This window comes from Thermobifida fusca NBRC 14071 = JCM 3263 (assembly GCF_001592045.1).
Lineage (GTDB): Bacteria > Actinomycetota > Actinomycetes > Streptosporangiales > Streptosporangiaceae > Thermobifida > Thermobifida fusca.
This window is the reverse complement of the sequence record NZ_BCWB01000021.1, coordinates 19,644-44,587: the sequence shown is the minus strand read 5'-3', so window position 1 is coordinate 44,587 and position 24,944 is coordinate 19,644. Positions and strand designations below refer to the sequence as shown.

At 67.9% G+C, this 24,944-nt stretch carries 20 protein-coding genes; 14 read left to right on the top strand and 6 right to left on the bottom strand.

The window, feature by feature from the left end; genetic code table 11:
- Window positions 1-48 precede the first annotated feature (48 nt).
- The gene (locus TF1_RS04540) at window positions 49-882 is read left to right on the top strand and encodes an SAM-dependent methyltransferase (RefSeq protein ID WP_011292071.1); all 834 of its coding nucleotides are present in this window, start codon (window positions 49-51) and stop codon (window positions 880-882) included.
- Window positions 883-992: 110 nt separating this feature from the next.
- Here the strand turns inward: TF1_RS04540 and TF1_RS04535 are convergent, their stop codons facing one another.
- Window positions 993-3,557, bottom strand: a complete 2,565-nt coding sequence (locus TF1_RS04535; protein ID WP_011292070.1) for a penicillin acylase family protein — start codon at window positions 3,555-3,557, stop codon at window positions 993-995.
- A 254-nt stretch (window positions 3,558-3,811) separates the two neighbouring features.
- Between TF1_RS04535 and TF1_RS04530 the strand changes: the two genes are divergently transcribed.
- The 6 genes from TF1_RS04530 to TF1_RS04505 all read left to right on the top strand — a co-directional run bounded on the left by TF1_RS04530 (window position 3,812) and on the right by TF1_RS04505 (window position 11,518).
- Window positions 3,812-5,449 (top strand): RICIN domain-containing protein, encoded by a 1,638-nt coding sequence (locus tag TF1_RS04530; RefSeq protein WP_234351649.1) that lies wholly within the window; start codon window positions 3,812-3,814, stop codon window positions 5,447-5,449.
- Window positions 5,450-5,630: 181 nt separating this feature from the next.
- Window positions 5,631-5,981 (top strand): RNA-binding S4 domain-containing protein, encoded by a 351-nt coding sequence (locus TF1_RS04525; RefSeq protein ID WP_255266141.1) that lies wholly within the window; start codon window positions 5,631-5,633, stop codon window positions 5,979-5,981.
- 381 nt (window positions 5,982-6,362) lie between these two features.
- Complete coding sequence (locus tag TF1_RS04520; protein ID WP_011292067.1) at window positions 6,363-7,685, top strand: aminotransferase-like domain-containing protein; 1,323 nt, start codon at window positions 6,363-6,365, stop codon at window positions 7,683-7,685.
- Between the two features lie 53 nt (window positions 7,686-7,738).
- Window positions 7,739-8,689 carry a D-alanine--D-alanine ligase family protein gene (locus TF1_RS04515; RefSeq protein WP_016188746.1) on the top strand — a complete coding sequence of 317 codons (951 nt, stop codon included), beginning with the start codon at window positions 7,739-7,741 and terminating at the stop codon, window positions 8,687-8,689.
- 382 nt (window positions 8,690-9,071) lie between these two features.
- The gene (locus TF1_RS04510; protein ID WP_159055960.1) at window positions 9,072-10,571 is read left to right on the top strand and encodes a glycosyltransferase; all 1,500 of its coding nucleotides are present in this window, start codon (window positions 9,072-9,074) and stop codon (window positions 10,569-10,571) included.
- A gap of 134 nt (window positions 10,572-10,705) precedes the next feature.
- Window positions 10,706-11,518 carry a CPBP family intramembrane glutamic endopeptidase gene (locus TF1_RS04505; RefSeq protein WP_011292064.1) on the top strand — a complete coding sequence of 271 codons (813 nt, stop codon included), beginning with the start codon at window positions 10,706-10,708 and terminating at the stop codon, window positions 11,516-11,518.
- Window positions 11,519-11,526: 8 nt separating this feature from the next.
- Here the strand turns inward: TF1_RS04505 and TF1_RS04500 are convergent, their stop codons facing one another.
- From TF1_RS04500 to aroQ, 3 genes are all read right to left on the bottom strand, one after another.
- Window positions 11,527-12,318 carry a nucleotidyltransferase domain-containing protein gene (locus tag TF1_RS04500; RefSeq protein WP_016188744.1) on the bottom strand — a complete coding sequence of 264 codons (792 nt, stop codon included), beginning with the start codon at window positions 12,316-12,318 and terminating at the stop codon, window positions 11,527-11,529.
- An 86-nt stretch (window positions 12,319-12,404) separates the two neighbouring features.
- The gene (pstS, locus tag TF1_RS04495) at window positions 12,405-13,511 is read right to left on the bottom strand and encodes a phosphate ABC transporter substrate-binding protein PstS (protein ID WP_011292062.1); all 1,107 of its coding nucleotides are present in this window, start codon (window positions 13,509-13,511) and stop codon (window positions 12,405-12,407) included.
- 102 nt (window positions 13,512-13,613) lie between these two features.
- Complete coding sequence (aroQ, locus tag TF1_RS04490) at window positions 13,614-14,063, bottom strand: type II 3-dehydroquinate dehydratase (RefSeq protein ID WP_011292061.1); 450 nt, start codon at window positions 14,061-14,063, stop codon at window positions 13,614-13,616.
- Window positions 14,064-14,262: 199 nt separating this feature from the next.
- Between aroQ and TF1_RS04485 the strand changes: the two genes are divergently transcribed.
- The 5 genes from TF1_RS04485 (at window position 14,263) to TF1_RS04465 (ending at window position 21,413) form a co-directional block, all read left to right on the top strand.
- On the top strand, window positions 14,263-15,117 hold the full coding sequence (locus TF1_RS04485) for a putative RNA methyltransferase (protein ID WP_041428040.1): 855 nt from the start codon (window positions 14,263-14,265) through the stop codon (window positions 15,115-15,117).
- Between the two features lie 393 nt (window positions 15,118-15,510).
- The gene (locus TF1_RS04480; protein ID WP_061783669.1) at window positions 15,511-17,268 is read left to right on the top strand and encodes an ABC transporter family substrate-binding protein; all 1,758 of its coding nucleotides are present in this window, start codon (window positions 15,511-15,513) and stop codon (window positions 17,266-17,268) included.
- Between the two features lie 68 nt (window positions 17,269-17,336).
- Window positions 17,337-18,347, top strand: coding sequence for an ABC transporter permease (locus tag TF1_RS04475; protein WP_011292058.1), 1,011 nt, complete (start codon window positions 17,337-17,339; stop codon window positions 18,345-18,347).
- Window positions 18,340-19,278: an ABC transporter permease gene (locus tag TF1_RS04470; protein ID WP_011292057.1), complete on the top strand. Its 939-nt coding sequence runs from the start codon at window positions 18,340-18,342 to the stop codon at window positions 19,276-19,278. The genes TF1_RS04475 and TF1_RS04470 overlap by 8 nt, the downstream gene beginning before the upstream one ends.
- A complete protein-coding gene (locus TF1_RS04465) occupies window positions 19,275-21,413 on the top strand; it encodes an ABC transporter ATP-binding protein (RefSeq protein WP_061783668.1) in 2,139 nt (712 codons plus the stop codon). The genes TF1_RS04470 and TF1_RS04465 overlap by 4 nt, the downstream gene beginning before the upstream one ends.
- Window positions 21,414-21,604: 191 nt before the next feature.
- Here TF1_RS04465 and TF1_RS16105 read toward each other — a convergent pair whose 3' ends face one another.
- Entirely contained in the window at window positions 21,605-21,850 is a 246-nt protein-coding gene (locus TF1_RS16105) for a hypothetical protein (protein WP_152436250.1), read from the bottom strand.
- A gap of 210 nt (window positions 21,851-22,060) precedes the next feature.
- Window positions 22,061-23,452: a GH1 family beta-glucosidase gene (locus TF1_RS04460; protein ID WP_011292055.1), complete on the bottom strand. Its 1,392-nt coding sequence runs from the start codon at window positions 23,450-23,452 to the stop codon at window positions 22,061-22,063.
- A gap of 198 nt (window positions 23,453-23,650) precedes the next feature.
- On the opposite strand from TF1_RS04460, the gene TF1_RS16450 reads away from it, so the two are divergent.
- Together TF1_RS16450 and TF1_RS04455 are read left to right on the top strand one after the other, a co-directional pair.
- Entirely contained in the window at window positions 23,651-23,785 is a 135-nt protein-coding gene (locus TF1_RS16450) for a hypothetical protein (RefSeq protein WP_255266140.1), read from the top strand.
- Window positions 23,785-24,924 carry a YeiH family protein gene (locus tag TF1_RS04455; protein WP_016188739.1) on the top strand — a complete coding sequence of 380 codons (1,140 nt, stop codon included), beginning with the start codon at window positions 23,785-23,787 and terminating at the stop codon, window positions 24,922-24,924. Before TF1_RS16450 ends, TF1_RS04455 begins: the two co-directional genes overlap by 1 nt.
- Window positions 24,925-24,944: the final 20 nt, after the last annotated feature.

The window sequence follows — 24,944 nt, the reverse complement described above, 5'->3', positions numbered from 1 at the left end:
CGACAACCCTTGTTACCCAGCGGTTCCCTCAGGTGAAAGAGCGGTTCCATGGCCAGTGAATCCTGGATGAAAACGCAGGCACCCGATCCCACCAACCTCCCCGCTGAGATCAACCCCGAAGTCCCCAGCATCGCCCGCGTCTACGACTACTTCCTCGGCGGGAAGGACAACTTCCCCGCCGACCGGGCCGCTGCGGCCGCCGTGGAGAAGGTCTTCCCCCAGGGCAAACAATTGGGCCGGGAAAGCCGCATGCTGCTGCGCCGTGCCACCCGGGAATTGGTCCGTGCCGGTGTCCGCCAGTTCCTCGACATCGGCTCCGGCCTGCCCACCGCCGGAAATGTGCACGAAATCGCGCACGAGATCGACCCGGAAGTGCGCGTCGTCTACATCGACAACGACCCGGTGGTCCTCGCCCACGGCCGTGCCCTGCTCGCCGACGAAGTCACCACCACTGTTGTCCAAGCAGACCTGCGCCACCCGGACGGAATCTTCGACAACCCCGAAGTGCGTGCCCTGCTGGACTTCGACCAGCCGGTCGCGGTGTTCCTGGCGTCGATCCTGCATCACTTCGACGACTCCGACGACCCGTGGGCGCTGTCCCGGAAGATTCGGGACCGCATCAGCTCTGGCAGCTACATGCTGATCACCCACTTCTACGACTCCGGTGACCCGGTCTGCCGCGAAGTCGAACAGGCGCTGCTCGAAGGTGGCCTGGGCAGCGGCTGGTTCCGCACCAAGGAGCAGATCGAGCGGTTCTTCGAAGGAATGGACGTGCTCGAACCGGGGGTGGTCGCCGCCAACGAGTGGCGTCCGGACGCCGAAACCCCCACCGACAGCACCACCCACCACCTGCTCGCCGGAGGACTGGCCCGCAAACCGTAGGTTCCCGGCCGTCCTCGGACCTCCGACCAGGGTAGAACCCCGGCCCGTACCGGGCGGGGTGCCGCTGCCTGCTCCGCGCGGCACCCCGCCTCGCCACAACCGATGGTGGATCAGGGACGCAAGACGAGGGTGTGCTCAGCCGCCTCCTCCACGGCGCTCCGGGTCATCCGCATGGGAAGCATCGTCCCCGCAGCCCACAGCTCGAGCTGGTCGGCATAGTGGGGGTGGAACGCATGCCCCGAGTTGCCGGTCAGGTTGATCCACTGGGAGTTGTCCACGTCCGCCAAGTCCACCACCATGCGCATCGACGGCACCGTGGTGACCTCGTACCCCTGGGCCGGGTCCCAGCCGGTGGCGTTGACGACACTGGAACCCCCGCCCGTCGCGACCGGGCCCCGGTTGAACAACCACTCCACCGCGGCGATACCGGATTCCCCGAAGGACGCGTTGCGGACGGTGAGCGTGTGCAGGTCACCCCACCGCCAGGCAGCCACGTCCTCGCCGAGCAGCTCAGTCAGCTCCGCGGCGGCCCGCTCCATCGCCACGCGCAGCGCTTCATCCCGGCTGGAGACCTCCTCGCCGCGCCACCACTCGGATTCGGGAGACTCCACGAGGGAAGTCAAGAGCAGCCAGGCCTGTGACGCCTCGATCTTCGGGTTGGCGCCCAGTTCGTCGAAGACCAGCGGCAGCAGGTGGCGGTAGGTGGCGTTGTAGAACGCCGCGGCAGCCGAGTCAGCGTCCTGCTGGAAGTCCCAGCCGGCGAGCAGCTCCTGGGCCTGCGCGGCAGCCCCCTCCACGTCCACTTCTACCAAGTAGGGGACGAGGGCCCGCGCCCCGCTGTTCTCGTTGTCCAACTGGATGTCCACCATGTCCTCGACGGTCAGGCCGCCGTCTGCGATCGCAGCTTCCAGCAGCGTGACGACCCGCTGGGAACGGTAGCCGTAGTCCCAGTCCGTGGTGAGCAGGTGCGGGTACCCGGAGTCCACCACCGCCTGGTTGGCGGTGACAATGAACCCCGAATCAGGGTTGACGACGGTGGGCAGCTCCTCGAAAGGCAGATACTCCTTCCAGTCGTAGTCGGAGTCCCACCCCGGTGCCGGCCAGCGGCCGTCACCCTTCCCCCGCACCGGGATCTTCCCCGGGGCCTGGTAGCCGATGTTCCCGGAAGTATCCGCGTAAATGAGGTTCTGGGCGGGAACCTCGAAAGTGCGCGCCGCCTCCCGGAACTCGTCGAACGTGCGGGCCCGGTTGAGTAGGAAGATCGCGTCTGCGGTCCGCCCCGGGGTGAGCGCGGTCCAACTGATGGCGACCGCATAGTCGCCGTCCTGGGCGGTCTCGGCAGGCTCCCCTTCGGGAGTGACCGGCGCCTTGGCGGCGAACGTGCGTAGTTGCGCGCCGAGCTCCGGGTCGGACAGCAGCGGACCGTGGCGGGACGACCGGACGGTGATCTCGACATCGTCGCCGCCCGCAACCCGAATGGTCTCGGTGCGGGTCTCCAACGGTTCGGGGGCGCCGTCGACGATCGCGGAGTCTCCGTCGAGCTTCTCCAGGTACAGGTCGATCACGTCGGGGCCGAGGTTGGTGAACCCCCAGGCGATCGTGTCGTTCGCGCCGATGACCACCCCCGTCAGGCCGGGAAAGGTGAACCCGGTGACGTCGAACGGACAGGATTCGTCGACGGTGGTGCAGTGCAAGCCCATCTGGTACCAGATGGACGGCATCACCGCGCCCAAGTGGGGGTCGTTGGCGAGCAGCGGCAGCCCTGAGGCAGTGTGCTCGCCGGACACCACCCAAGAGTTGGAGCCCAGGTCGGAGGAGGCAGGACCGAAAGTGCGCGGGATCGCTTCCAGCGGTTCCTGCAGCCCGGCCAGCGCGCGCACCGCAGCGGTGGCGGGGATGTCGGCAGCGTCCTCGTCGCGCTGCTCCGCCTCGTCGGAGTCGAGGACGAACTTTCCGTCGCGGACCCGGCCGCCGGCGAGGATGGGGGCGTGCTGCTCCTCCGGGTAGGCCGGGTAGAGCTCCTCGACCTGTTCCCGGGGCAGGCCGCGAGCCAGCAGCGAGGCACGGGCGATCTCGTCGTGCATGTTGCCTGCAAGGTCCCACGCCATCGCTTTGAGCCAGGCCAGGCTGTCGACGGCGCTCCACGGCTCAATCTCGTACTCGCTGTTAGTGGCCGCCAGCACCGCGTATTCCAAGCTCACCTCGGTGGCGGATTTTCCCTCGAGGTAGGCGTTGACGCCTTCGGCGTAGGCGTCCAGGTAGCGCCGGGTCTCCTCCGCCAGGAGGTCGTATTCGGCTTCGGCAACGCGGCGCCAGCCCATGGTGCGCAGGTAGGCGTCGGTGGGGACCTGGTCGGCACCGAACAGTTCGGCAAGACGTCCCGCGGTGACGTGGCGGTTGAAGTCCATGGACCAGAAGCGGTCCTGGGCATGGACATAGCCCTGGGCGGTGAACAGGTCCTCCGGGGTGTCGGCATACAGGTGGGTGATGCCGTACTCGTCGCGGTACACGGTGACGGGTGCACTCAGCGCGGGAAGCTCCAGTTCCCCGGAAACCTGGGGGAAAGAACGCCGCACTGTCCAGACCGCGAGCCCAGCAGTGATGAGAGCGACAGCGAGGACGGCGGCGAGGATGCCGAGCAGCCACCGCCGTACACGAGGGACGGAAACAGACATGGGATGACTCTATGAATGGGGGTGTGCACTCTGGCGCATTCTTCATATCGCTTCCGCAACGCCGGTTGCGCTGGTGGGCGGGCCTCACCGGGGTACAATGGCGCCGCTGCGGAACGTAGGGGTATTGACGCGCTCAGTGATATTTCCTTAGCTATTCGGACAACGCTTTCGCTTCGGCGAGCGCGTCACTTGGGACGCACATGCGGCCCCTCCCGTCCGGCGCAGTGCCGGACATGATCCCCACGGAGGTACACGTGTCCCTCACCCCCTCCCTAGTCCACCGGAGAGAATGGCCCTCATCGGTGCGACTCGTGATGACCTGCGGCGGCGTTGTTGCGCTCCTCGCCGCGCTGCTCACGGTTGTCGCCCGCCCGGCTATGGCAGCGACGATCGACACCGGCGCCTACTATGTGCTGGTCAACCGGCACAGCGGCAAAGCCATGGACGTGTGGGAATGGTCCACCGCCAACGGCGGCGAGATCCGCCAATACGACAACCTGGGCGGGTACAACCAGCAGTTCCGGTTCGTCCCCGCCGGCGACGGCTACTATGCGCTGGTCAACCGGCACAGCGGCAAAGCCGTCGACGTGTGGGAACGCTCCACCGCCGATGGCGCAGAAATCCGCCAGTACGACCACCACGGCGGGTACAACCAGCAGTTCCGGGTCGTCGACTCCGCGGGCGGCGACATCCGGCTGATCAACCGCAACAGCGGCAAAGCCCTGGAGGTCTGGGAATGGTCCACCGCCAACGGTGCCCGCATCTCCCAGTACACCGACCACGACGGCGCCAACCAGCGCTGGCAGCTCATCAAAGTCACCGACAACGGCGGCGGCTCCGACACCTGCGGTAGCGGCTCCTACCACGCCGAAGTCACGAAGAACGGCACCACGTGGACCGCGCGCAAAGGCGGCAGCACCCTCTACACCGGAAGCGACATGCTCCAGGCGATGCGGGCAGCGGTCAACAGCCTCACCCCCGGACGCACTCACAAGGAGCGGGTGGTGGTGCGCGGCTCCGGTTCGATGAGCGCGGGAAGCTCGCTCGACCTGCCCAGCTACACTGTGCTGGACGTGTGCGGCACGATCAACGTGACCGGCAGCCCGTCAGCCAACCACGCGGCAGTGCGGATCCGCAACGCCCACGACGTTGAGGTCCCCAACATCAGCGTCACCGGCAACCCCTACTTCGGCATCTTTGTGCGCAACGCGTCCAACGTCCACTTCGGCCAGGTGGACCTGCGGCTCTCCGGCGGCTTGGGCATGCGCATCGACAACCATGACAACCGGAGTGTCCGCACCCGCAACGTCAGCATCGACCACGTCTACGTGTCGGGCACGGGGAATCACGGCGTGGAAACCTACGGCGTGGACGGCATCACGATCGGCACTGTCGTGGCACGCAACGTCGCCTACTCCGGACTGCTGCTCAACGACACCATCAACGCGAACGTGGGCCTGGTGGACGCGGAGAACGCGGGAACCGGCACCGGGTACGCGGCGTTCCGCATGGCCAACCGCAACGGACGGATCGGCGACAGCTACCCCGTCAACATCCGCGTGGGTGAAGTGCGGGCCCGCGGCGGCGGACGCGGCGTCTTCTGCGTCTCCGAAAGCGGCGGTGCGGTCATCGACCGGATCGACTTGGCCAACACCGGAAACAACGCCATCCTCATCGAGAACTGCTACAACGTCACCGTGGCCGGACAGTCCGGAACGGTGCGCGACTCCGGGGAGATCCGTATCGCTGCGCGGTCGGAGTTCCCCAACACCGCCAACGTCACCATCCAGAACCTCACGGTGACCAACACCGGTATCCGGGAGAACCCCTGCGGTATCAACATCACCTTCCGCAACATCACCCGGATCAACAGCAGCTACAACGTCTGCTGACCGGTGCCTGACTCGGGGCGGCGCCGTACCGTACCGGGGCCGCCCCGGCCCCTTCGAAACCCAGGGAGCCGACGCTACCCTGGGGACCGTGCACGACCACGATCCCAGGCAGGAACCGGCCCGTTCGGAAGAACCGCAGAAAACGGCTCCTCCGCTCCCGCCCGGTCCCCCCGCTACGCGCGTGGACCGGTGGCTGTGGGCGGTACGCCTCACCAAGACCCGCTCGGACGCGGCCCAGGCATGCCGGGCCGGGCACGTTCGGGTCAACGACAAGCCCGCTAAACCCGCCACCTCGGTCAAGGTAGGCGACCGGGTGCGGGCTCGCGTCAACGGAGTCACCCGGATCGTCGAGGTCACCCACATCATCGAAAAACGCGTGGGTGCGCCGATCGCGACCCGCTGCTACATCGACCACACTCCTGTGGTGCCGCCCGAGCTCGCCGTTCCGGTGGCCCGCCGCCCCCGCGGTGCGGGACGCCCCACCAAGCGTGAACGTCGCCAGCTTGACCGGCTGCGGGGCTTCACCCGCTGACCGGAACCGTCCCCCCTACGCGTCCCCCGGTCCGCTGGGCTGTCCACGGGACGACGCGAACCACGCGCCAGGCGGAGCGCGTCTCCGCCCAGCGGCTTACCGCTTTCCTGCCGACGTTCCCCGAGTAGGGCGCCGTGCCCGCTCGCCCGCGGGCGCCTCCCAACTTAGCGGCCGTGAGGAGGTTTACACCGCTGCGGATGCGGCCATTGGGGGTGCTGAGGTTGACAAGTGCGTACACTTGCCTCATTAACCGGGGCGTCGACGGCGGAAAAAGAGGGGGATGACCGCTTTGCCCGCCGTCCTCCAGATATGGACCGCGTACGCGGCCCCGCCTGTCGGCGGTTCCGGTCCGTACGGGTCCTTCACAAGCGGAGGTGGATCGTGTCCGTTGATCCCCGAGAGTCCCAACCCAACCCGCAGGGTTCACGTATCGACCCCTACGTCGACGCTTACGCGGCACGCGCCGCAGGGATGGTGGCCTCGGAAGTCCGCGCACTGTTCGCCGTCGCTTCCCGACCCGAAGTGGTCTCCCTCGCCGGGGGAATGCCCAACATCAGCGCCCTGCCGCTGGACGCTCTCGGGGAACTCGCTCAGCAGGTCGTCGTCGAACAGGGCCGCACCGCCCTGCAGTACGGCTCAGCCCAAGGCGACCCGGTGCTGCGCCAGCAGATCTGCGAGGTTATGGCCCTCGAGGAGATCGACGCCAGTCCGGACGACGTGATCGTCACCGTCGGTTCCCAGCAGGCACTGGACCTCGTCACCAAAGTCTTCGTCGACCCCGGCGACGTGGTGCTGACCGAGGGGCCCACGTACGTGACCGCGATCAACACCTTCGCCGCCTACCAGGCCCACATCGAGCACATCCCCATGGACGACGACGGGGTCATCCCCGAAGCGCTCGAGGAACGTCTCGCCGCCCTGACCCGTCAAGGAAAACGGGTCAAGTTCTTCTACACGGTGCCGACCTTCAATAACCCTGCCGGGGTCACCCTGGCCCCGGAGCGGCGCCACCGCGTCCTGGAGATCTGCGAGCGGTTCAACCTGCTGGTCGTCGAAGACAACCCGTACGGCCTGCTGCGGTATGAAGGCGATCCGGTGCGTCCGCTCCGCGCCGAGTCGGAACGCAACGTCATCTACCTGGGGTCTTTTTCGAAGACGCTGTCCCCCGGGTTCCGGATCGGCTGGGCGCTGGCTCCGGCAGCGGTGCGTGACAAGCTCATCTTGGCCGTCGAGTCGGCGATGCTCAGCCACTCCAACTTCAACCAGGCGATTGTGGGCCGCTACCTGGCCACCCAGCCGTGGCCGGAACAGATCAAAGAGTTCAACGAAATGTACCGGGCCCGCCGCGACGCCATGCTGTCGAGCCTGGACGCGCTCATGCCGCCGGAATGCTCGTGGACCCGGCCCAGCGGCGGCTTCTTCGTGTGGGCGACCCTCCCCGAAGGGATCAATTCCAAGGCGATGCTGCCCCGCGCCGTCAACGAACGGGTCGCCTACGTTCCGGGAACCGGCTTCTACTACGGTGGCGGCGGAGAACGCAACATGCGGTTGTCGTTCTGCTATCCCACTCCCGAACAGATCCGCGAGGGAGTGCGCCGCCTGGTGAGTGTCCTGGAGAGCGAGATCGAGCTGCGTGACACCTTCGGTGGTGTCCCCTCCTCCACCGGGCGGGGCGGCGAGGCGCCAGCGCCTGACCTGCCGTAGGAGACCGAGCAGTCGTGACCACAGCAGAACAGGGACGAAGAGAGGGCAGGACCGTGGCCGACCTGAACCGGGTGCTCGTGCTAGCCGGAGGGTTGTCACCCGAACACGAGGTGTCGGTGCGCTCCGGTCGGCGTGTCGCTGAGGCGCTGCGCCGTCTCGACGTGGAGGTGCAGACCTGCGATGTCGGTCCTGAGCTGCTCAATCTGCTGACGGATGATCCGCCGCAGGTGGTGTTCCCGGTGCTCCACGGCACGTCCGGGGAGGATGGGGCGATCCGCGAAGTCCTGGAGCTGGCCGGGGTCCCCTATGTGGGTGCCCGTCCCGATGCCTGCCGGGCCGCCTACGCTAAACCGATCGCGAAGACCCTCGTCGCCGAGCAGGGGATTGCCGTGCCGCGTGGACTGGCGCTCCCCAAGTCGCTCTTCCACGACCTGGGTGCCCACGCGGTCTTGGAGCGCATCGTGGCGATGCTGGGGCTGCCGCTGTTTGTGAAACCCGCCCAGGGCGGTTCCGCGTTCGGGGCGACGGCCGTCACGGAAGCGTCCGCGCTGCCCGCGGCCCTGGTGAGCTGCTTTGCCTACAGCGACACCGCGCTGATCGAACAGCAGGTGACGGGGGTCGAAGTCGCGGTTGGCGTGCTTGACCTGGGGGACGGCCCGGTGGCGCTGCCCGCCGTGGAGATCGTGCCGGACGGAGGTGTCTACGACTACGCGGCCCGCTACACCGCGGGACGCACCGAGTTCTTCAGCCCGGCCCGGCTCTCCGACGAGGTGGCGCGCGCTGCCGCGGATGCGGCGGTCACCGCGCACCGCGCCCTTGGGCTGCGGGACGTTTCCCGCACCGACCTCATCATCGATGAGACTGGGCGCGTCTACTTCCTCGAGGTCAACGTCTCTCCGGGAATGACCGACACGTCCACGCTGCCGCTGGCTGTGGAGGCCGCGGGAATGGACTTCGCGGTGGTCTGCCGTGAACTGGCCCACCGCGCCCTGCTGCGGGGCTGAGCCGCAAGACAGGAGGCGGGCACCGCTGGTGCGCGGCTCTCTTCCGGGGGGACCGGTGCACGGGAAGGGGAATAGCCGTGCCGCCACCCCGCACCAATTTTTCGTTACCGAGATCACTATGGTAAGTGATCTTAGTCACGAAGCGTTGGTCCTGGTGGGAGAGTAAAGCCGTGGCCGGCGGGGGAAACTGAAAAGTGTCTCTGGTTGCGGATAGCGTCGGAATGCCGCGACGGTGACCGTGCGGTCATGGGGGCGTCGCCGAGGAGGACGGACTCGGCGACGCCCCCGGCTGCAGAGCAGGCCATTCCCAGAACCCTGCCCGCTTGCCCCCTATAGTGACCGTGTGAATCTATTTAGTTACACAGAGTTGTCAATCGAGGGTGTGTCACCGCCCGAACCCACTGATCCGCGAGTATTCCGCAACGACTGGAGCACCCTCACCCCGCCCACCGTGGGCTCCTGGACACCCGGCCCCACCGTCAGCATCGTCATCCCCGCCCGCAACAACCAGCGGCAGCTCGACCGGCTCCTCGCCTGCCTCACCCACCAGACCTACCCCGCGCACCTGATGGAAGTCGTGGTCGTCGACGACCACTCCACACCCCGGCTGCGCCTTCCCGACCGGCGGCCCCACCGGTGCCGGATCGAACCCGCCCCGCCCGACGGCTGGGGGCCTGGACATGCCCGCGCCCACGGATCCCGCATCAGCAGCGGGGAAGTCCTGTGCTGGCTCGACCCCGACCTGTTAGTCGAAGCCACCCTCATCGAAACCCTGGTCCGCTGGCAGCACACGCACTCCCACGCGGTGTCCTTCGCCGACCTCCGCTACGCGCTCGACCACGATCCCGACCCGGTGGACGCTGCCGACCCTGTCGTGGCCCGCACCCTCCGCCGTCGCTTCCCCGACGCCCCACCCCATCCCCGCATCGCCCGGCTGCTCGCCCGCACCAACGACCTCCGCGACGCCGACAGCCTGAGCTACCAGGCCTTCGTCGGCGCATGCGTGACCATGAGCCGCGCCCTCTACGAATCCGCTGGCGGAGTCAACCCCGCGCTCACCCTGGGCCACGACACCGAACTCGGCTACCGGCTGTGGCAGCACGGGGCGATTTTCATCCCCGACCGGGAGGCACGCGCCTGGCACGTAGGCAGCGCCACCGCCACCCGCACCCGTGTGCCCGGACTGCGCAGCGACGCACTCAGCACCCTCGTGCCCTACGCCCGCCCCGCCTACCGGCCGCGGCGTCGTGGAGAACACCGGGTGCCGATGGTGCTCGCCGTCGTCGACGCGGCCCAGCACCCCTACGAACTCGTGCGCGCCTGCGTGGACCGGCTCCTCGCCAGCACAGGCGTGGAGGTGGACGTGGTCCTCGTCGCCGACTGGGACACCGAGGCCGACTGGTGGGTGGAAGCCCGCCTGATCCAAGCCCACTATCTCGCCGAACCCCGCGTCCGGTTCGCATCGCACCCACCCCGCACCGGATTCCCCGCACCCTACCTGCTCCGCGTGCCAGTGACCTGCGGGGTGGCGCCGCGGACCGTGGCCCAGCTCGTGGACCGCGCTGAATGGGCGAACGCCGGGGTCGTGGAACTCGTCCACGACACGCCCCAGCAGCTCACCCTGTGGCGCACCCGGGCCCTCGCCCGAACCGCCGCCGAACCAGACGACCTGAGCACGGCAGTAGCCGCGATCCACGGCCGCTACCGGATGCAGGGCAGAGCCGACACGGTGGACCTGTCCGCGATCGCCGTCCCCCACGACTGGGGGATCGGGGCCCGCCGCCCGCGGCCGCTGACCCTGCTCCGCCACGGCTGGAACCGGCTCGCCGCCGTGTGGCACCGGAGCCGGGACGCTGTCCGACGCCGTCCTCGGGAACACTGAGCACTCCATCCACCACACCCGGCCCTCCCAGGCCCGCAGCACAGGGAACCGCGGTCCCCGCAGCCCCGTCGAACCGGACAGCACCCGACAAAGCGCCGGGGCCTTCTGCACCAGCAACCACGGAGTCCGTAGCCGTGACCGACACGCCGACACTGGTGGCGCCGCTCCGCCTCTTCCTGCTGACGTTCCTGTTCGCGGTTCCCTTCTGGATCCTCGGGTTTCTCGTCGAGAGTCCCGACGCGGTTCCCATGGCGATGCCGGTCAGCGCGCTCATGTTCGTCTGCCCGGCCATCGCCGCTACCCTGCTGGCCTGGCAGGAGGGGAGGTCCGCCGCGGTCCGTGCCCTGTGGGGGCGGCTGCTGGTCCCGCCCCGCCCGCGCCGGTGGGTCTGGTATGCCGCGATACCCCTGGTCTCCGCGGGGCCCGTGCTGACCCACCTCCTCCTGCGCTTTGCCGGGGAGCCGGTCAGTATGCCGCAGCCGACCCTGCCCGGGGTGCTCGCCTTGGTCTGCGTCTACCTCGGCGCGGCTGCAGCCGAGGAAGTGGGCTGGACGGCGTACGCCACCGACGCGCTGCGTGCCCGCCACGGTGCGCTGACCACAGCCCTTGTCATCGGTGTCGTCAGCGCGGCCTGGCATGTCGTGCCGTGGAGCCAGGTCCACCCGCCCGACTGGGTGGCCTGGCAGTTCCTCGCCACGGTCGCCCTACGCGTGCTATGGACGTGGGTCTACGTCAACACGGGGGCAAGTGTCGCCGCGGTCGTGGTCAGCCACATGCTGATCAACCTGTGGGGCACGCTCACCCCGACATATCACACGGTGGCGGCGCATGCGACCAGCGCGGTGCTCACCGCACTCGCCGCGGGAGCCGTGGTCGTGCTGTGGGAAGCCCGCACGCTGACCCGCCTCCGTTGGAAGCCGCGCCCGCCCCAGCCTGAACCGCACTGACAGGACGGTTAACGGCTCGGGCTTGGGCCAGGCCGCTGGTTGAGAGCGGCGTCGACCCGCTCGGTCAACAGCGCGCGAGCCGCATCCACTGCCTCGGCCAGTGCGTGCGGATCAGCGCGCAGCCCGGCAACAATCCCGTCGATACCGCGCACGTTCGCCCGGTCCAGCAGGGTTTTCTCGTTGGTGACCCATTCGCCGCGGGCGGCGAGCACCGCGTGCGCGGCCTGGCAGGCAGCTACCGTGATTCCCGCGGCCACCTGCGCAACCTGGGCGCGGGGTGCGTGGTTGCTGCGCGCATAGTCCAACGTCATACGCGCCGTGCCCCACCAGCGGGGCGGGGCACTGGCGCGGAGCGCTTCCGGAAACACCGGCCGCGGCAGGCTGCCGCGCAGCACCCGGTTGAGCGCGAGCTCCGCCACCACCAGGTAGGTGGGGATCCCCGCGAGATGGAACAAGAGCGGCTCAACCTCGAACCGGCCGTGCTCCGCCTCGGTGATCTGGTGCTCCACCACGGCCAGGTCCCGGTAGTGCACGTCCACCCGGCGGCCGTCGATGGTCAGCCACGCACCCCCGTTGAACACCCCGCCGCCCCAACCGCCGATCTCCGAGACTTCACCGGGCCAGCCGAGGTCCCGCAAGTCTTGCGGGTCGAACCGGTCCCGGTAGTAGATGGCCAGGTCCCAGTCGCTGTCGGCGCGGTGCGTGCCCACGGCCCGGGAGCCACCCAGGCTCACCGCGGTCACCCCGGGCAGGGCGGCCAGCCGGTCAGCAACATGGTCGACAAACTCTGTGTCGATCACCGATACCCCCGTTCGGCCTCCAGTCACGGCCGCAGCGGCCCACCCTCCTGGCACCAGTCCGCAGCCCTGGCAGTGCAGGGGAGCGGTCAGTGGGTGCCGATCGCCGCCACGGACTCCAGCAGCTCTGCGCGCAGTTCCGCGTCGAGCGGAGCCGACCCGGATTCCTGAGACGCTGCTTCCTGGCCTTCCGCGCTGAGCAGGTAGGACAGGAAGGTGCGCACTCCCTCCGCGGTGGCGGCGTCCGCGTACGACAGGCAGGCGATCTCGTAGCTGACCAGCACGATGGGGTAGGCGTCGGCTTCGGTAGCGGAGTAGTCCAACTCCATGGCGTGGTCGTGCGGGGTGGTGCTGTCCCGCCGCGGGGAGACCGATACGATCCGTGCCGCAGACTCCGGCGACGGGGCGACGAAGCTGTCCCCCGAGCCCACGCGGACCGTGGCCATGCCTTCAGCGTGGGACGCCTCCAGGTAGCCGATCGTGCCCTGACCGCCACGGATCGCCTGGGCCACGCCGCTGTTGCCCTGCCCGGCTTCCACCGGGGGAAAGGGCCACTGCCCGTCAGGGTCGTGAGGCCATGCGTCAGGAGCAGCAGCCGCCAGGTAGGCCGTGAAGTTCTCCGTAGTGCCGGACTCGTCTGAACGGCTGACCGGGACCACGGGAAGGTCGGGGAGGTCGACGTCGGGGTTGGTCTCCGCGATCGCCGGGTCGTTCCACCGGGTGATGTCGCCGCTGAACAGGCGGGCAAGCGTGTCGGGGGTCAGGTTGAGCGAGTCGATGCCCTCCAGGTTGAAGGCCACCGCGATCGGTACCACGTAGGCGGGCAGGTGGATGACGTCGGAGTCGCAGCGCTGGCGGGCCTCCTCCTGTTCGCCTTCGTCCATGGCCGCGTCGGACCCGGCGAAGTCCACCGCGCCGTCGATGAACTGGTTCCGTCCGCCGCCTGAGCCGATCGCGTCGTAGTAGATCCGCGCATCGTCGCAGGCGGTCTGGAGTGCGGAGATCCACACCTGCATGGCCAGTTCCTGGGCACTGGAGCCGGCGCCGCGAATGGCGCCGTCGAAACACTCCAGGTCTTCGGGCACCGGGATCTGCGCGCCGCCGCGTACCGCGTTGTCGCTGCCGCACCCGGCTACCAGTGTCAACGCGCCCAGCAGCGCGATTACGGTCCCTGCGCGGCGCTTTGCCCTCGACACGGTTGCCTCATCCCCCGACTGAACACACAGTGGTTCTCTGCCGTCGAAGAATTTAACCAGAGGTGAACGACCCGTGGCGTCGGGAGGGGGTGTGCGGCCGGTTCACCTGCCCTGGGTGATCAGCCAGACGATGTGCCGCAGCGCCAGTTCGTAGCCGTGCACCCCGCAGCCGCCGATGATGCCGTTGACGACCGGGGCGGTCATCGACGTGTGCCGGAACGGTTCCCGGGCGTAGATGTTGGAGATGTGGACTTCCACACACGGGGTGGGGACCGCGTCGATAGCGTCGCGCAGTGCAACGCTGGTGTGGGCGTAAGCGCCCGGGTTGAACACGATGCCGTCCAGCTCGCGGGCGGCGTGGATGCGGTCGATCAGCTCGCCTTCGTGGTTGCTCTGCGCGCACACCACGTCCACTCCCAGCTCGGCACCGAGCGACACGACCCGTTTTTCGATCTCGGCGAGCGTGGTGGTGCCGTACTGGGCGGGGTCGCGCAAACCCAGCAGGTTGAGGTTGGGGCCGTTGAGCAGCAGCACGGTGGGACGGGACGCCATAGGATCACAACCTTTCGTCCAGGCTGAGCAGCAAGCGGCACCAGCCTATTGACCTGCGCCAGCCCTGAGCACACCGGTAGCGTGAGCGGAGGGCCGCCCGCGAGGACCCGGTGCCGGGAGTGCGCTGGCCGCGGACCATGGTGCGCGAGGCGAGATGCTCGGAGGCTAGAAGGGCCAGGCGCCAGTAGCCTGGACGGTCATGGGGGAGAGGCAACGGCTGCGGATCCCCGATCCCGTGGCGGCGGCGCTGGCCTGCCCGCACTGCGGGAACGGGATGCAGCAGCAGGGGACTGCGCTGGCCTGCAGGACGGGGCACTCTTTCGACGCTGCCCGCCAAGGCTACGTGAACCTCACCGTGGGACGCCCGGCGACCACGGGGGACGACCGGGACATGGTGCAGGCCCGCAGCGCATTCTTCGACGCGGGGCACTACGCCCCGCTGTCGGCGGTACTGGCCGACCACGCTGCGCAGCGGTGGACTGGGGGACTGGTAGCGGATATCGGTGCGGGTACCGGACACCACCTGGCCGCTGTGCTGGATGCCCTGCCGAAGGCGTACGGCTTGGCCGTGGACGTGTCCCGATATGCGCTACGGCGGGCCGCCCGCGCCCATCCTCGGGCGGGAGCGGTGGGCTGTGACGTGTGGCGGGGCCTACCGCTGGCGGCAGACTCCGTGGGAGTGCTGCTCAACGTGTTCGCACCTCGGAACGGGGCGGAGTTTGCTCGGGTCGTGCAGCGCGGGGGAACACTGCTGGTCGTCACCCCGGGCCGCCGTCACCTCGCTGAGCTGCGGTCGCACGTGGAGCTGATCGCCGTGGACCCTCGCAAAGAGGAACGGCTGGCCGCGCAGTTGCACCGCAGCTTCACCCAGGAAGCCGACGAGCAGTTCACGCTGCCTCTGCGGCTCTCCCACGCCGAGGCAGCAACCCTGGTGGGGATGACGCCGAACGCCCGCCACACCACCTCTGAGGCGGTGCGCTCCCGCCTGGCCCGGCTGCCCGAACCGGTCGAGGTGACCGCGGTCTTCCGGCTGTCGGTGTACCGGCGCCGGTGAGCCCGCCGCAGGAGCGCATGGGGGAGTCGCAGCGGAACCCCAGCGGTAGAACTCCGATATGTCTGCCATACTGCGACAAAGTGGTTATTTCTGACATAAAGCATAAATTCATTTTCTTATTTTTTGTGAAGAATGTCGCTTTAGGTGACGCTGTTTTCTCGTGTGACGCAAGGAAGCTCCGGTGAAGAGTCACACCTTGCGATACACCCTTCCACGCTGCGATTCTTTCGGTCACAATGTCCTGCTAGCGGCGGGGCAAAGGGAAGATTGCGACTGCATCACAAAACTCAGATAAATCTTTGCACTAATTGAGAGTAATGGTCTTATTACTCCCAGCTTGTTCGGTTTTTCGGGGTTCGTTGCCACGGACACGAACAGCCCAGGGGAGAGGCCATGCGTGAAAAAAGTAGACCAACCGTAGGCGCCGCGCTGCTCATCGCGGCGCTCTTTGCATTCACCGCCTGCGCACCCCACGAAGGCAGCGAAAACACGGATGCCTTCGCGGACTGTGCAGACAACCCCAACACGTGCAACAGCGGAGAACGCGCTGAAGGCGGAAGCATCACCTGGATCGTCGACTCCCTCCCCGGAGCCTGGGCCTCCCTCTCACCAAAAGGGGGAAGCGTCTACACCCTCCAAATGCTCCACGGCATCCTGCCGAACACCGGCTACTGGGAGCCTGACGGCGCCACCTTCACCACCAACCTGGACCTCCTTGCCGAGGAACCCCAACTCATCGACGAAGACCCCTTCACCTACCAGTTCAAGATCCGCCCCGAAGCCGTCTGGGACGACGGCACCCCCATCACCGCCGCCGACTTCGAAATCACCTGGAAACTCAGCACTACCGAAGAAGCCGGCCACTGCAAGGGATGCCAGCCGCGCTCCGACACCTACAACCAGATCGCCAGCGTTGAAGGAAGCGACGGCGGCTCCACCGTCACCGTGACCCTCGTCGACGGTGTCGCCGACCCCGAATGGCGGGACCGGTTCAGCGCAGACAACATCGCCGGAGGCATCTACCCCGCCCACATCGCCGAAGAGCAAGGATTCGACATCACCACCCCCGAAGGTGTGGGCGAATACTTCCAATGGCTGCACACCACCATGCCCACCTTCTCCGGCGGCCCCTACCGCCTCGTCGAAGGCGACCTCAAAACCCAGGTCATCAAAGAACCCAACCCACAGTGGTACGGCGAAGTCCAGCCCACGCTCGACACCGTCGTCATCCGCTTCCTCACCGACGAAGGCACCTGGATCAGCGCCCTCGACAATGGTGAAGCCCACGGCACCTCACCCGTCGCCTTCGGCCAAGACACCGTGGAACAAGCCCGGCAGCGCCCCAACCTCAACGTGAGCATCACCGAAGGGCCCAGTTGGGAGCACATCGACTTCAACCTCGACAACGAGTGGCTCAAAGACGTTGAGCTCCGCCGCGCCATCTTCACCGCCATCGACGTCGAAGACATCACGCAGCGCACCATCGCCCAGCTCTACCCCGAGGCAGAACCCCGCACCAACCACGTCTTCTCCAACGACAGCCCCTACCACACCGACGTCATCACCGAGACCGGTCAAGGCAGCGGAGACATCGACGCCGCCCGCCAGATCCTCCTCGACGCCGGATACACCTACGAAGGCGACACCCTGACCCGCGACGGGGAGAAAGTCGGCCCGTTCCGGCTGCGCTCCACCAGCAACACGGTGCGCGACACCTCGACAGAACTCATCCAGTCCTACCTGGCGGAGATCGGCATCGAGGTCACCATCGAACCCACCGACGACCTCGGCGGCACCCTCGCCGCTCAGGACTACGACATCATGCAGTACGGCTGGAGCAGCACCCCGTCCTTCGCCACCGCGCCCAGCCAGTACTGGAGCAGCACTAGCGACAGCAACTTCGGCCGCTACCACAACGAGGAAGTCGACGAACTCGTCGAACGCGCCCGCAACGCCTCCTCCCTCGACGAAGCCGCCGAATACGCCAACGAAGCGGCCCGCATCGTCGCCCAGGACGCCTACGTCCTGCCGCTGTTCAACATGCCCGTCTACATCCTCGTGACCGACGACTACGTCAACGTCCGCGACAACCCCTCATCCAGCCTGCGCGCCCTCTACCAGCACCACGAGTGGGGCCTGGTCGCCCAATAGTGACCCCCGAGCCTGGGCGGAGGGGATCACCCCTTCGCCCAGGACCGCGCCGCACCCCGAGGACCCCCATGCTCGCCTACACCGTCCGCCGCCTGCTCGGCACCATCCCGCTGCTGCTCGCGGCCTCCATCCTCACCTTCCTCCTCATCGACCTGTCCGGAGACCCGCTCGCTGACCTGCGCGTCCAGCAGCCCCCCGTTCCCGAAGAAGTGATCAAAGCCGAAGAAGCCCGGCTCTACCTGGACCGCTCCCTGCCGGAACGGTACGTGCTGTGGCTGACCGGCATCGGAGGCAACGGCGACATCGGCCTGCTCCGCGGCAAATTCGGCCCCTCCGTCCAAGGAGCCGACTACGACATCGGACACGCCCTCGCCGAACGACTCGGCACCACCCTGCGCCTGGTCAGTGCCGCCCTGCTGTTGGCACTCGGACTAGCGATCCTCAGCGGAGTCATCAGCGCACTCCGCCAATACTCGATGGTCGACTACACCCTCACCCTCATCGGCTTCCTCGCCCTCGCCATGCCCACCTTCTGGCTGGGCGCGCTCATCAAGGAAGCCGGAGTGTGGGTCAACCAGCAGACCGGCTACACGATCTTCTACACCGTCGGCGCAACCTCCGCCGACACTCGCGGCTTCACCACCGCACAACTCCTCGCCGACCACCTTGGCCACCTCGTCCTCCCCACCCTCACCCTGATGCTCACCGGATACGCCGCCTGGAGCCGCTACCAGCGCACCTCCATGCTGGAAGTCCTCAACAGCGACTACGTGCGCCTCGCCCGAGCCAAAGGCCTGCCCAACCGCGTCGTCCTGCGCAGACACGCCCTGCGCACCGCCCTCATCCCGCTGACCACCGTCGTCGCCGTCACCGTCGCCGGAACCGTGGACGGAGTCATCCTCATCGAAACCGTCTTCCAATGGCGCGGCCTTGGCGACTTCTTCGTGGAAGCGATCAAACGCAACGACTCTTATGCCCTCATGGGCTGGCTGATGCTCAGCGGGACCGCGGTCATCATCGCCAACCTCATTGCCGACCTGCTCTACGGCGTACTCGACCCGAGGATCCGCTATGAGTGACCTCCACCCGCCCGCCAGCACCCCCGCCCCGTCTGCGAGCGCGGCATCACCTGATCCTGTCGACCGCAGTGCCGAGCACGGGCAACTCCGCATGGTCGCCACCCGGTTTCTCCGCCACCGCATGGCCATGGCCAGCCTCACCGTGCTCGTCCTCACCGTGCTGTTCGCGTTCCTCGGCCCCCTCCTGTGGCCGTGGGACCACACCGTGCACCGGGAAATCCTGCCCAACCAGCCACCCAGCTGGGCCCACCCCTTCGGCACCACCAACGCCGGACACGACGTGCTCGGCCAGCTCATGCGCGGCACCCAGCAGACCCTCAAAGTCGCGCTCACCGTCTCCGTGCTGGCCACCGCCTTCGGTGCGCTGTGGGGCGCGGTCGCCGGCTACTACCGGGGCTGGATCGACGCGGTGATGATGCGTATCGTCGACGTGCTCATGGTGGTCCCCCTCCTCGTCGCTGTCGCCGCCATCAGCGGCAACGTGCGCGGCGGCACCACCTGGTGGGCGGTCGCGCTCATCATCGCGCTGTTCTCGTGGACCACGATCGCACGCGTCGTCCGCGGCGTAGTGCTCTCCCTGCGGGAACAGGAGTTCGTGGAAGCGGCCCGCGCTGCCGGCGCCTCTGACGCCCGCATCGTCCTCCACCACCTGCTCCCCAACGCGGCCGGTCCCACGATCGTCGCCGCCACCCTCCTCATTGCCACGTCGATCCTGCTCGAAGCGAGCATGTCCTTCCTCGGTTTCGGCATCCAGGCACCCGACATCTCCCTCGGCCTGATGATCGACAACGCGCGCACCGCCGCCTTCACCCGGCCGTGGCTCTTCTACCCGCCGGGCTTGTTCATCGTGATGATCTGCCTGACGATTAACTTCATCGGTGACGGCCTGCGCGACGCCCTCGACCCTCGACAAACCATCACACGCCGATGACTTCGACCAACCACGCCCCGAACCCTGCAACCGCTGCCGCAGACGCCCCCGTGCTCAGCGTCACCGACCTACACGTCCGGATCCCCACCAGCGAAGGGGACGTCCACGCCGTGCGCGGCATCTCCTACCACCTGCGCCGCGGCGAAGCCCTCGGCATCGTGGGCGAATCCGGATCCGGCAAGTCCGTGTCCGCACTCGCTGTCCTGGGACTCCTGCCCCGCACGGCCCGCGTCTCCGGTTCGATCCAGGTCGCCGGCTACGAAGTCGTCGGCCGCAAAGACGCAGAACTGACCCGGATCCGCGGCGCCCGCGTCGCCATGGTCTTCCAAGACCCGCTGACCTCGCTCAACCCCGTCCACCCGATCGGCACGCAGATCACCGAGGCGATCCACGCCCACCGGGACGTGTCCCGCGCTGCCGCCCGCGAACGCGCCGTGGAACTCCTGCGGACCGTCGGCATCCCCCAACCGGAGCAGCGTATCGACGCTTACCCGCATGAACTCTCCGGCGGCATGCGCCAGCGGGTTGTGCTCGCCATCGCCATGGCCAACGACCCCGACGTGATCATCGCCGACGAGCCCACCACCGCCCTGGACGTGACCGTCCAAGCACAAGTCCTCGACGCACTGCAGGCCGCACGCCGCGCTACCGGTGCCGCGCTCGTGCTCATCACCCACGACCTGGGCATCGCCGCCGGACACGTCGACCGGGTCGCGGTGATGTATGCGGGACGCATCGTGGAAACCGGAAGCGTGGACGAGGTCTTCTCCTCCCCGCAAATGCCCTACACTCTCGGCCTGCTGGGCAGCCAGCCACGCATGGACGCCGCACCCCACAGCAGGCTCGTCCCCATCCCCGGCGCCCCGCCCTCCCCGGACCACCAGCTCTCCGGATGCGCGTTCGCGCCCCGCTGCCCGCTCGCGAAACCGGTGTGCCGTACCAGCACCCCGCAGCTCACTGCGGTCAGCGACACCCATGCCGCAGCCTGCCACTTCGCTGACCAACTGGCCGGTATCCGACCGGAAGAGTTGTTCGCCTCTAATACGGCTCCGAGTGCGAACCCGCTTCCAGAGGCGGTGGAGCGCACCCGCAGCCGCGGCGAGCCCGTGCTCGTCGCCGAAGGCCTCGTCAAACACTTCCCGGTGCGCTCCAAAGGGCTGATCCGGCGCCGCAGCGGGGAGATCCACGCGGTATGCGACGTCTCTCTCACCCTGCACGCCCACCAGACCTTGGCGCTGGTAGGCGAATCCGGGTGCGGGAAGTCCACCACGGCCCGGATGCTGCTCAACCTCATCCCTCCGACCCGCGGCCGGGTGTCCTACCGCGGGCAGACTCTCACCGGACTGTCCTCGTCCCGGATGCGGCCGTTGCGTCGCAGCATGCAGATCGTGTTCCAAGACCCGTTCGCCTCCCTGGACCCGCGGATGACCGTGTTCGATGCGGTCGCTGAACCGCTGCGCGTCCACGGCCAGTTCCGCAACGGGGGAGCAGAACGGGTCCGGGAGCTGTTCCGGCTCGTCGGTTTGGACCCGGCCCACGGCAACCGGTACCCGCACGAGTTCTCTGGCGGCCAACGGCAGCGCGTCGGGATTGCACGCGCCCTCGCCTTAGAACCTGAAGTGCTCGTCTTGGACGAGCCGGTCTCCGCGCTGGACGTGTCCGTCCAAGCCGGGGTGATCAACCTCCTCGAGGAACTCCAGGAGCGGCTGGGGCTTTCCTACCTCTTCGTCTCCCACGACCTGGCCGTGGTCCGGCACCTCGCTGACCAGGTCGCGGTGATGTACCTGGGGCGGATCGTGGAGACCGCACCCGTGGAACGCCTGTTCACCGCGGCAGCCCACCCCTATACCCAGGCGCTGATCTCCGCGGTGCCGATCCCGGACCCGCGCCGGGAGCGTGCCCGGCAGCGGATTGTGCTCCGCGGCGACGTGCCCAGCCCGATGCATCCCCCCTCGGGCTGCCGGTTCCGCACCCGCTGTCCCGTGTTCGCCCGTCTCACGGAAGCAGAGCAGGCCCGCTGCGCAACAGAGGTGCCGACCCTGGCCGACCACGGCAACGACCACGCTGTGGCATGCCACTACGCCGTCCCCCGCTCCCCGCTCGGCGACGCTTTCCCACCCCACCGCACACCGTGAAAAACCAGACATGAGGGTCGGGATTAGGGTCCGTTGTCTCGGCAAGTCATGGCCGTAACGTGAGGCGGAGCGGGCACTCTCCCCAGCGTGACGAGAAAAGAGAGCACGATGGCCGTGCATTGCAGCGCCGAAGCCGGAGCCGCCGCAGTGCGCACGGCCCCAGCGTGGGCCGCTGCTGTGCACAAGGGGCATCAGGACCATCGGGAGCGGCGGTCTCCTGGGTGAGGAGCTCCCAATGTTGACGTCACCCGGCCGCGGACCGGCAGCAGGGACGAGCCGTGCCTGCTGCCCGGCAACCCGAAAGTGCCCGGGGTCAGCGGCCCAGGCGGAGGAGTGGGCAGCGGGGCGGAGCCGACGAGCCAGGCCACCAAGCCGTTCCCGCTCGCACCGCAGGAGACCGCGTCGTGTTCCCGGCAGACCTCCACCGATTCGTCCACGCCCGGTCCACGCTCCACCGAGGTTGAAAGATCGAGATGGTCCTGTGGGGCGAACCGGAGGGGCGTATGTAGGGGAGAGGCCGGACTGTCGATGCTGTGCGGCCCTGGAGAGTATCGACACCGTGGTGCGCACGTTACGGCAGAGCGGATCGTGGCCAGTCCGGGCAGCGGCTGTGCAGCCGCTGCCCCAGGCAGCCCGCAGACGAGGGGTCAGCCGCGGTGGCGGGCGCGGTGGTGCTCGATGAGCCGCTGATACCAGAAGTAGCTGTCCTTCGGAAGCCGTTCCAAGGTGTCGTAGTCCACCCGGACGATGCCGAAACGCCGCTCGTATCCGAACGCCCACTCGAAGTTGTCGAGCAGCGACCAGACGAAGTAGCCGCGCACGTCCACCCCGGCGCGGATCGCCGCGGCCAGGGCATGCAGGTGGTCGTTGAGATAGGCGATGCGGTCCGTGTCGTGCACCCGTCCGTCAGGGGAGACGACGTCGTGCTCGGCTGAGCCGTTCTCTGTGATGTAGATGGGCGGAAGGTTCGGGTAGCGCTCCGTGAGGTCCAGCAGCAGGTCCGTGAAGGATTCGGGGACGACCGGCCAGTCCATGGCTGTGTGCCGCACTCCATCGAAACGCTGCTGGTGGGCGCGGATGTCTACGGCGGTGCGGCGTGCCGGGTCGGCTTCGGTCAGCGGGCCGTCGGCGACTTTGAGCGGCCGGTAGTAGTTGATGCCGAGGAAGTCCAGCGGCTGGCCGATGATCTCCAGGTCGCCGTCGCGCCGGTACGAGCCGTCCGCGAGCTCTCCCCACACGTCGGCTTCGTTCGCGGGGTAGCGGCCGGCGAACAGCGGGTCGAACCAGACCCGGTTGTGCAGGGTTTCCGCGCGGTCGGCAGCCGCGCGGTCGGCCGCACTGTCGGAGGCGGGCAGGATCCGGTCGGGGTTGAGGGTGATGCCGACCTCGCCCGCATCGGCAGCGCGCAGTTCCTGCACTGCCAGGCCGTGGGCGAGGAGCAGGTGGTGCGCGGCGGCGAGCGCAGGCGTGCCTTCCCGGGCCCCGGGGGCGTGCCGGCCCACGGCATAGCCCAGGAAAGCGCTGCAGAACGGCTCGTTGAGCGTGATCCAGTGGCGGATCCGGTCGCCGAGACGGGCAACGACCGCCCGGGTGTAGGCGGCGAAGTGCTCCGCGGTGCTGCGGGAACGCCAGCCGCCGGCATCCTCCAGGGCCTGCGGCAGGTCCCAGTGGTAGAGGGTGGGCACCGGGGTGATCCCCGCTTCGAGCAGCGCATCGACGAGACGGTCGTAGAAGTCCAGGCCGCGCTGGTTGACGTCGCCTGATCCCGTGGGCATGACGCGCGGCCAGGCGATGGAGAAGCGGTAGGCGTCCACCCCCAGGCGGCGCAGGAGCTCCACGTCCTCGGGGTAGCGGTGGTAGTGGTCGCAGGCCACGTCGCCGGTGTCGCCGTTGAGGACCAGGCCCGGTGTGTGGCTGTAGGTGTCCCAGATGGACGGGCCGCGTCCGTCCGCGTGGACCGCACCCTCGATCTGGTAGCTGGCCGTAGCCGCGCCGAACCAGAATCCGGCCGGGAACTCGGGGAGGTGGTCGTTGCTCACTAGCGCTCCTGGTAGCTGGTGCATGCTCGCATGTGAACCGGTTCAGGAGCCCAGGGTAGTGCGTCGCAGGCAGGGGAGCGAGGCGGTCTTTTCGGAAAAGTAGCCCATATCTATACTAAATAGGTAGGATTACTTGAGTTAAGGTGGGCGCGCGGTACTCCCGCACCCTGCACACTCGTCTGCCGGTAAGGACACGCCATGAACGACAGAGCATCCCATCCCACCGGTGCACCTCGCTTCCGACTCAGCGAAGACTGGGCCGCGACCGTCCTCGGCCTCGTCCTGTTGGCCGCTGCCCTGATCGGGATTATCCCCACGGGACTGGTGCCCTGATGAGCGAGAGCACTACGACACCCCCCGACGTTGCAGCACCTGACGGCGCCGACCCCGCCCGCCCCTGGTACTGGGCGCTGCTCGGAGTCGCCGTCGTCGTCCTCCTTGCCGCAGTGACCCGGTTCCTGGAGTCCGCTGTCCCCGCGGCCGCCGAAGGCACTGGTTTCGCCGGAGTCGCCAAAGCCGTCGAATATCCCGTCTACGCGATCCTGCTGGGACTGGCGGCCAACGCCGTGCTCAGCGCCCTGGGAATCCGCCGTCGGCTCGCCGGAGGATTCCGCACCGAGTTCTTCATCAAGACCGGTCTGGTCCTCCTCGGCTCCACAGTCCTGTTCGACGTGATCATCAAAGCCGCAGGACCGGCCATCCTCCAGGCGATCCTCTTGGTCAGCGCGGTCTTCCTCTTCACCTGGTGGCTGGGCGGCCGCTTCGGACTGGACGACCGGTTGCGCGCCCTGCTGGCCTCCTCCGTGTCGATCTGCGGGGTGAGCGCCGCGATCGCTGCAGCCGGAGCCGTGCAGGCCCGTAAGGAACAGCTCGCCTACACCGCGAGCCTGGTGATCCTGTTCGCGCTGCCGTCCATCTTCCTGCTGCCCTGGCTCGTGGAGATCATCGGTCTCAACGCGGCCCAGGCAGGGGCCTGGATCGGCGGCAACATCGACACGACAGCGGCGGTGGCCGCCTCAGGCGCCATCGTCGGTGAGGGGGCGCTGCAGATCGCCTCTATCGTCAAGTCCACGCAGAACATCCTCATGGGCGTGGCCGCCGTCCTGCTCACCGCCTACTTCACCTTCCGGGTGGCTCCGGCAGGCGGGGCGACGGTCGGCATCGGCACCTGGGCACGCACTCTCTGGGACCGATTCCCCAAGTTCGTGCTGGGCTTCCTCGCCGCGTCCATCATCGCCACCCTGTGGGCCAGTGCCATGGGCGAAGCGGGAGCGGCCGGGCTCGACACGGCCAAAGCCCTGCGTGACTGGTTCCTCATTGCGGCGTTCACCAGTATTGGCCTGGAATTCAGCGTCAATTCGCTCAAGGAGGTCGGCTGGCGGCCGATCGGAGTCTTCGCGCTCGCCACGCTGTTCAACCTGGTCGTAGGCCTGATTCTGGCCAGCCTGCTGTTCCGCGGATTCAGTGTGTAAAACGGCGGGAATAGGGCCCG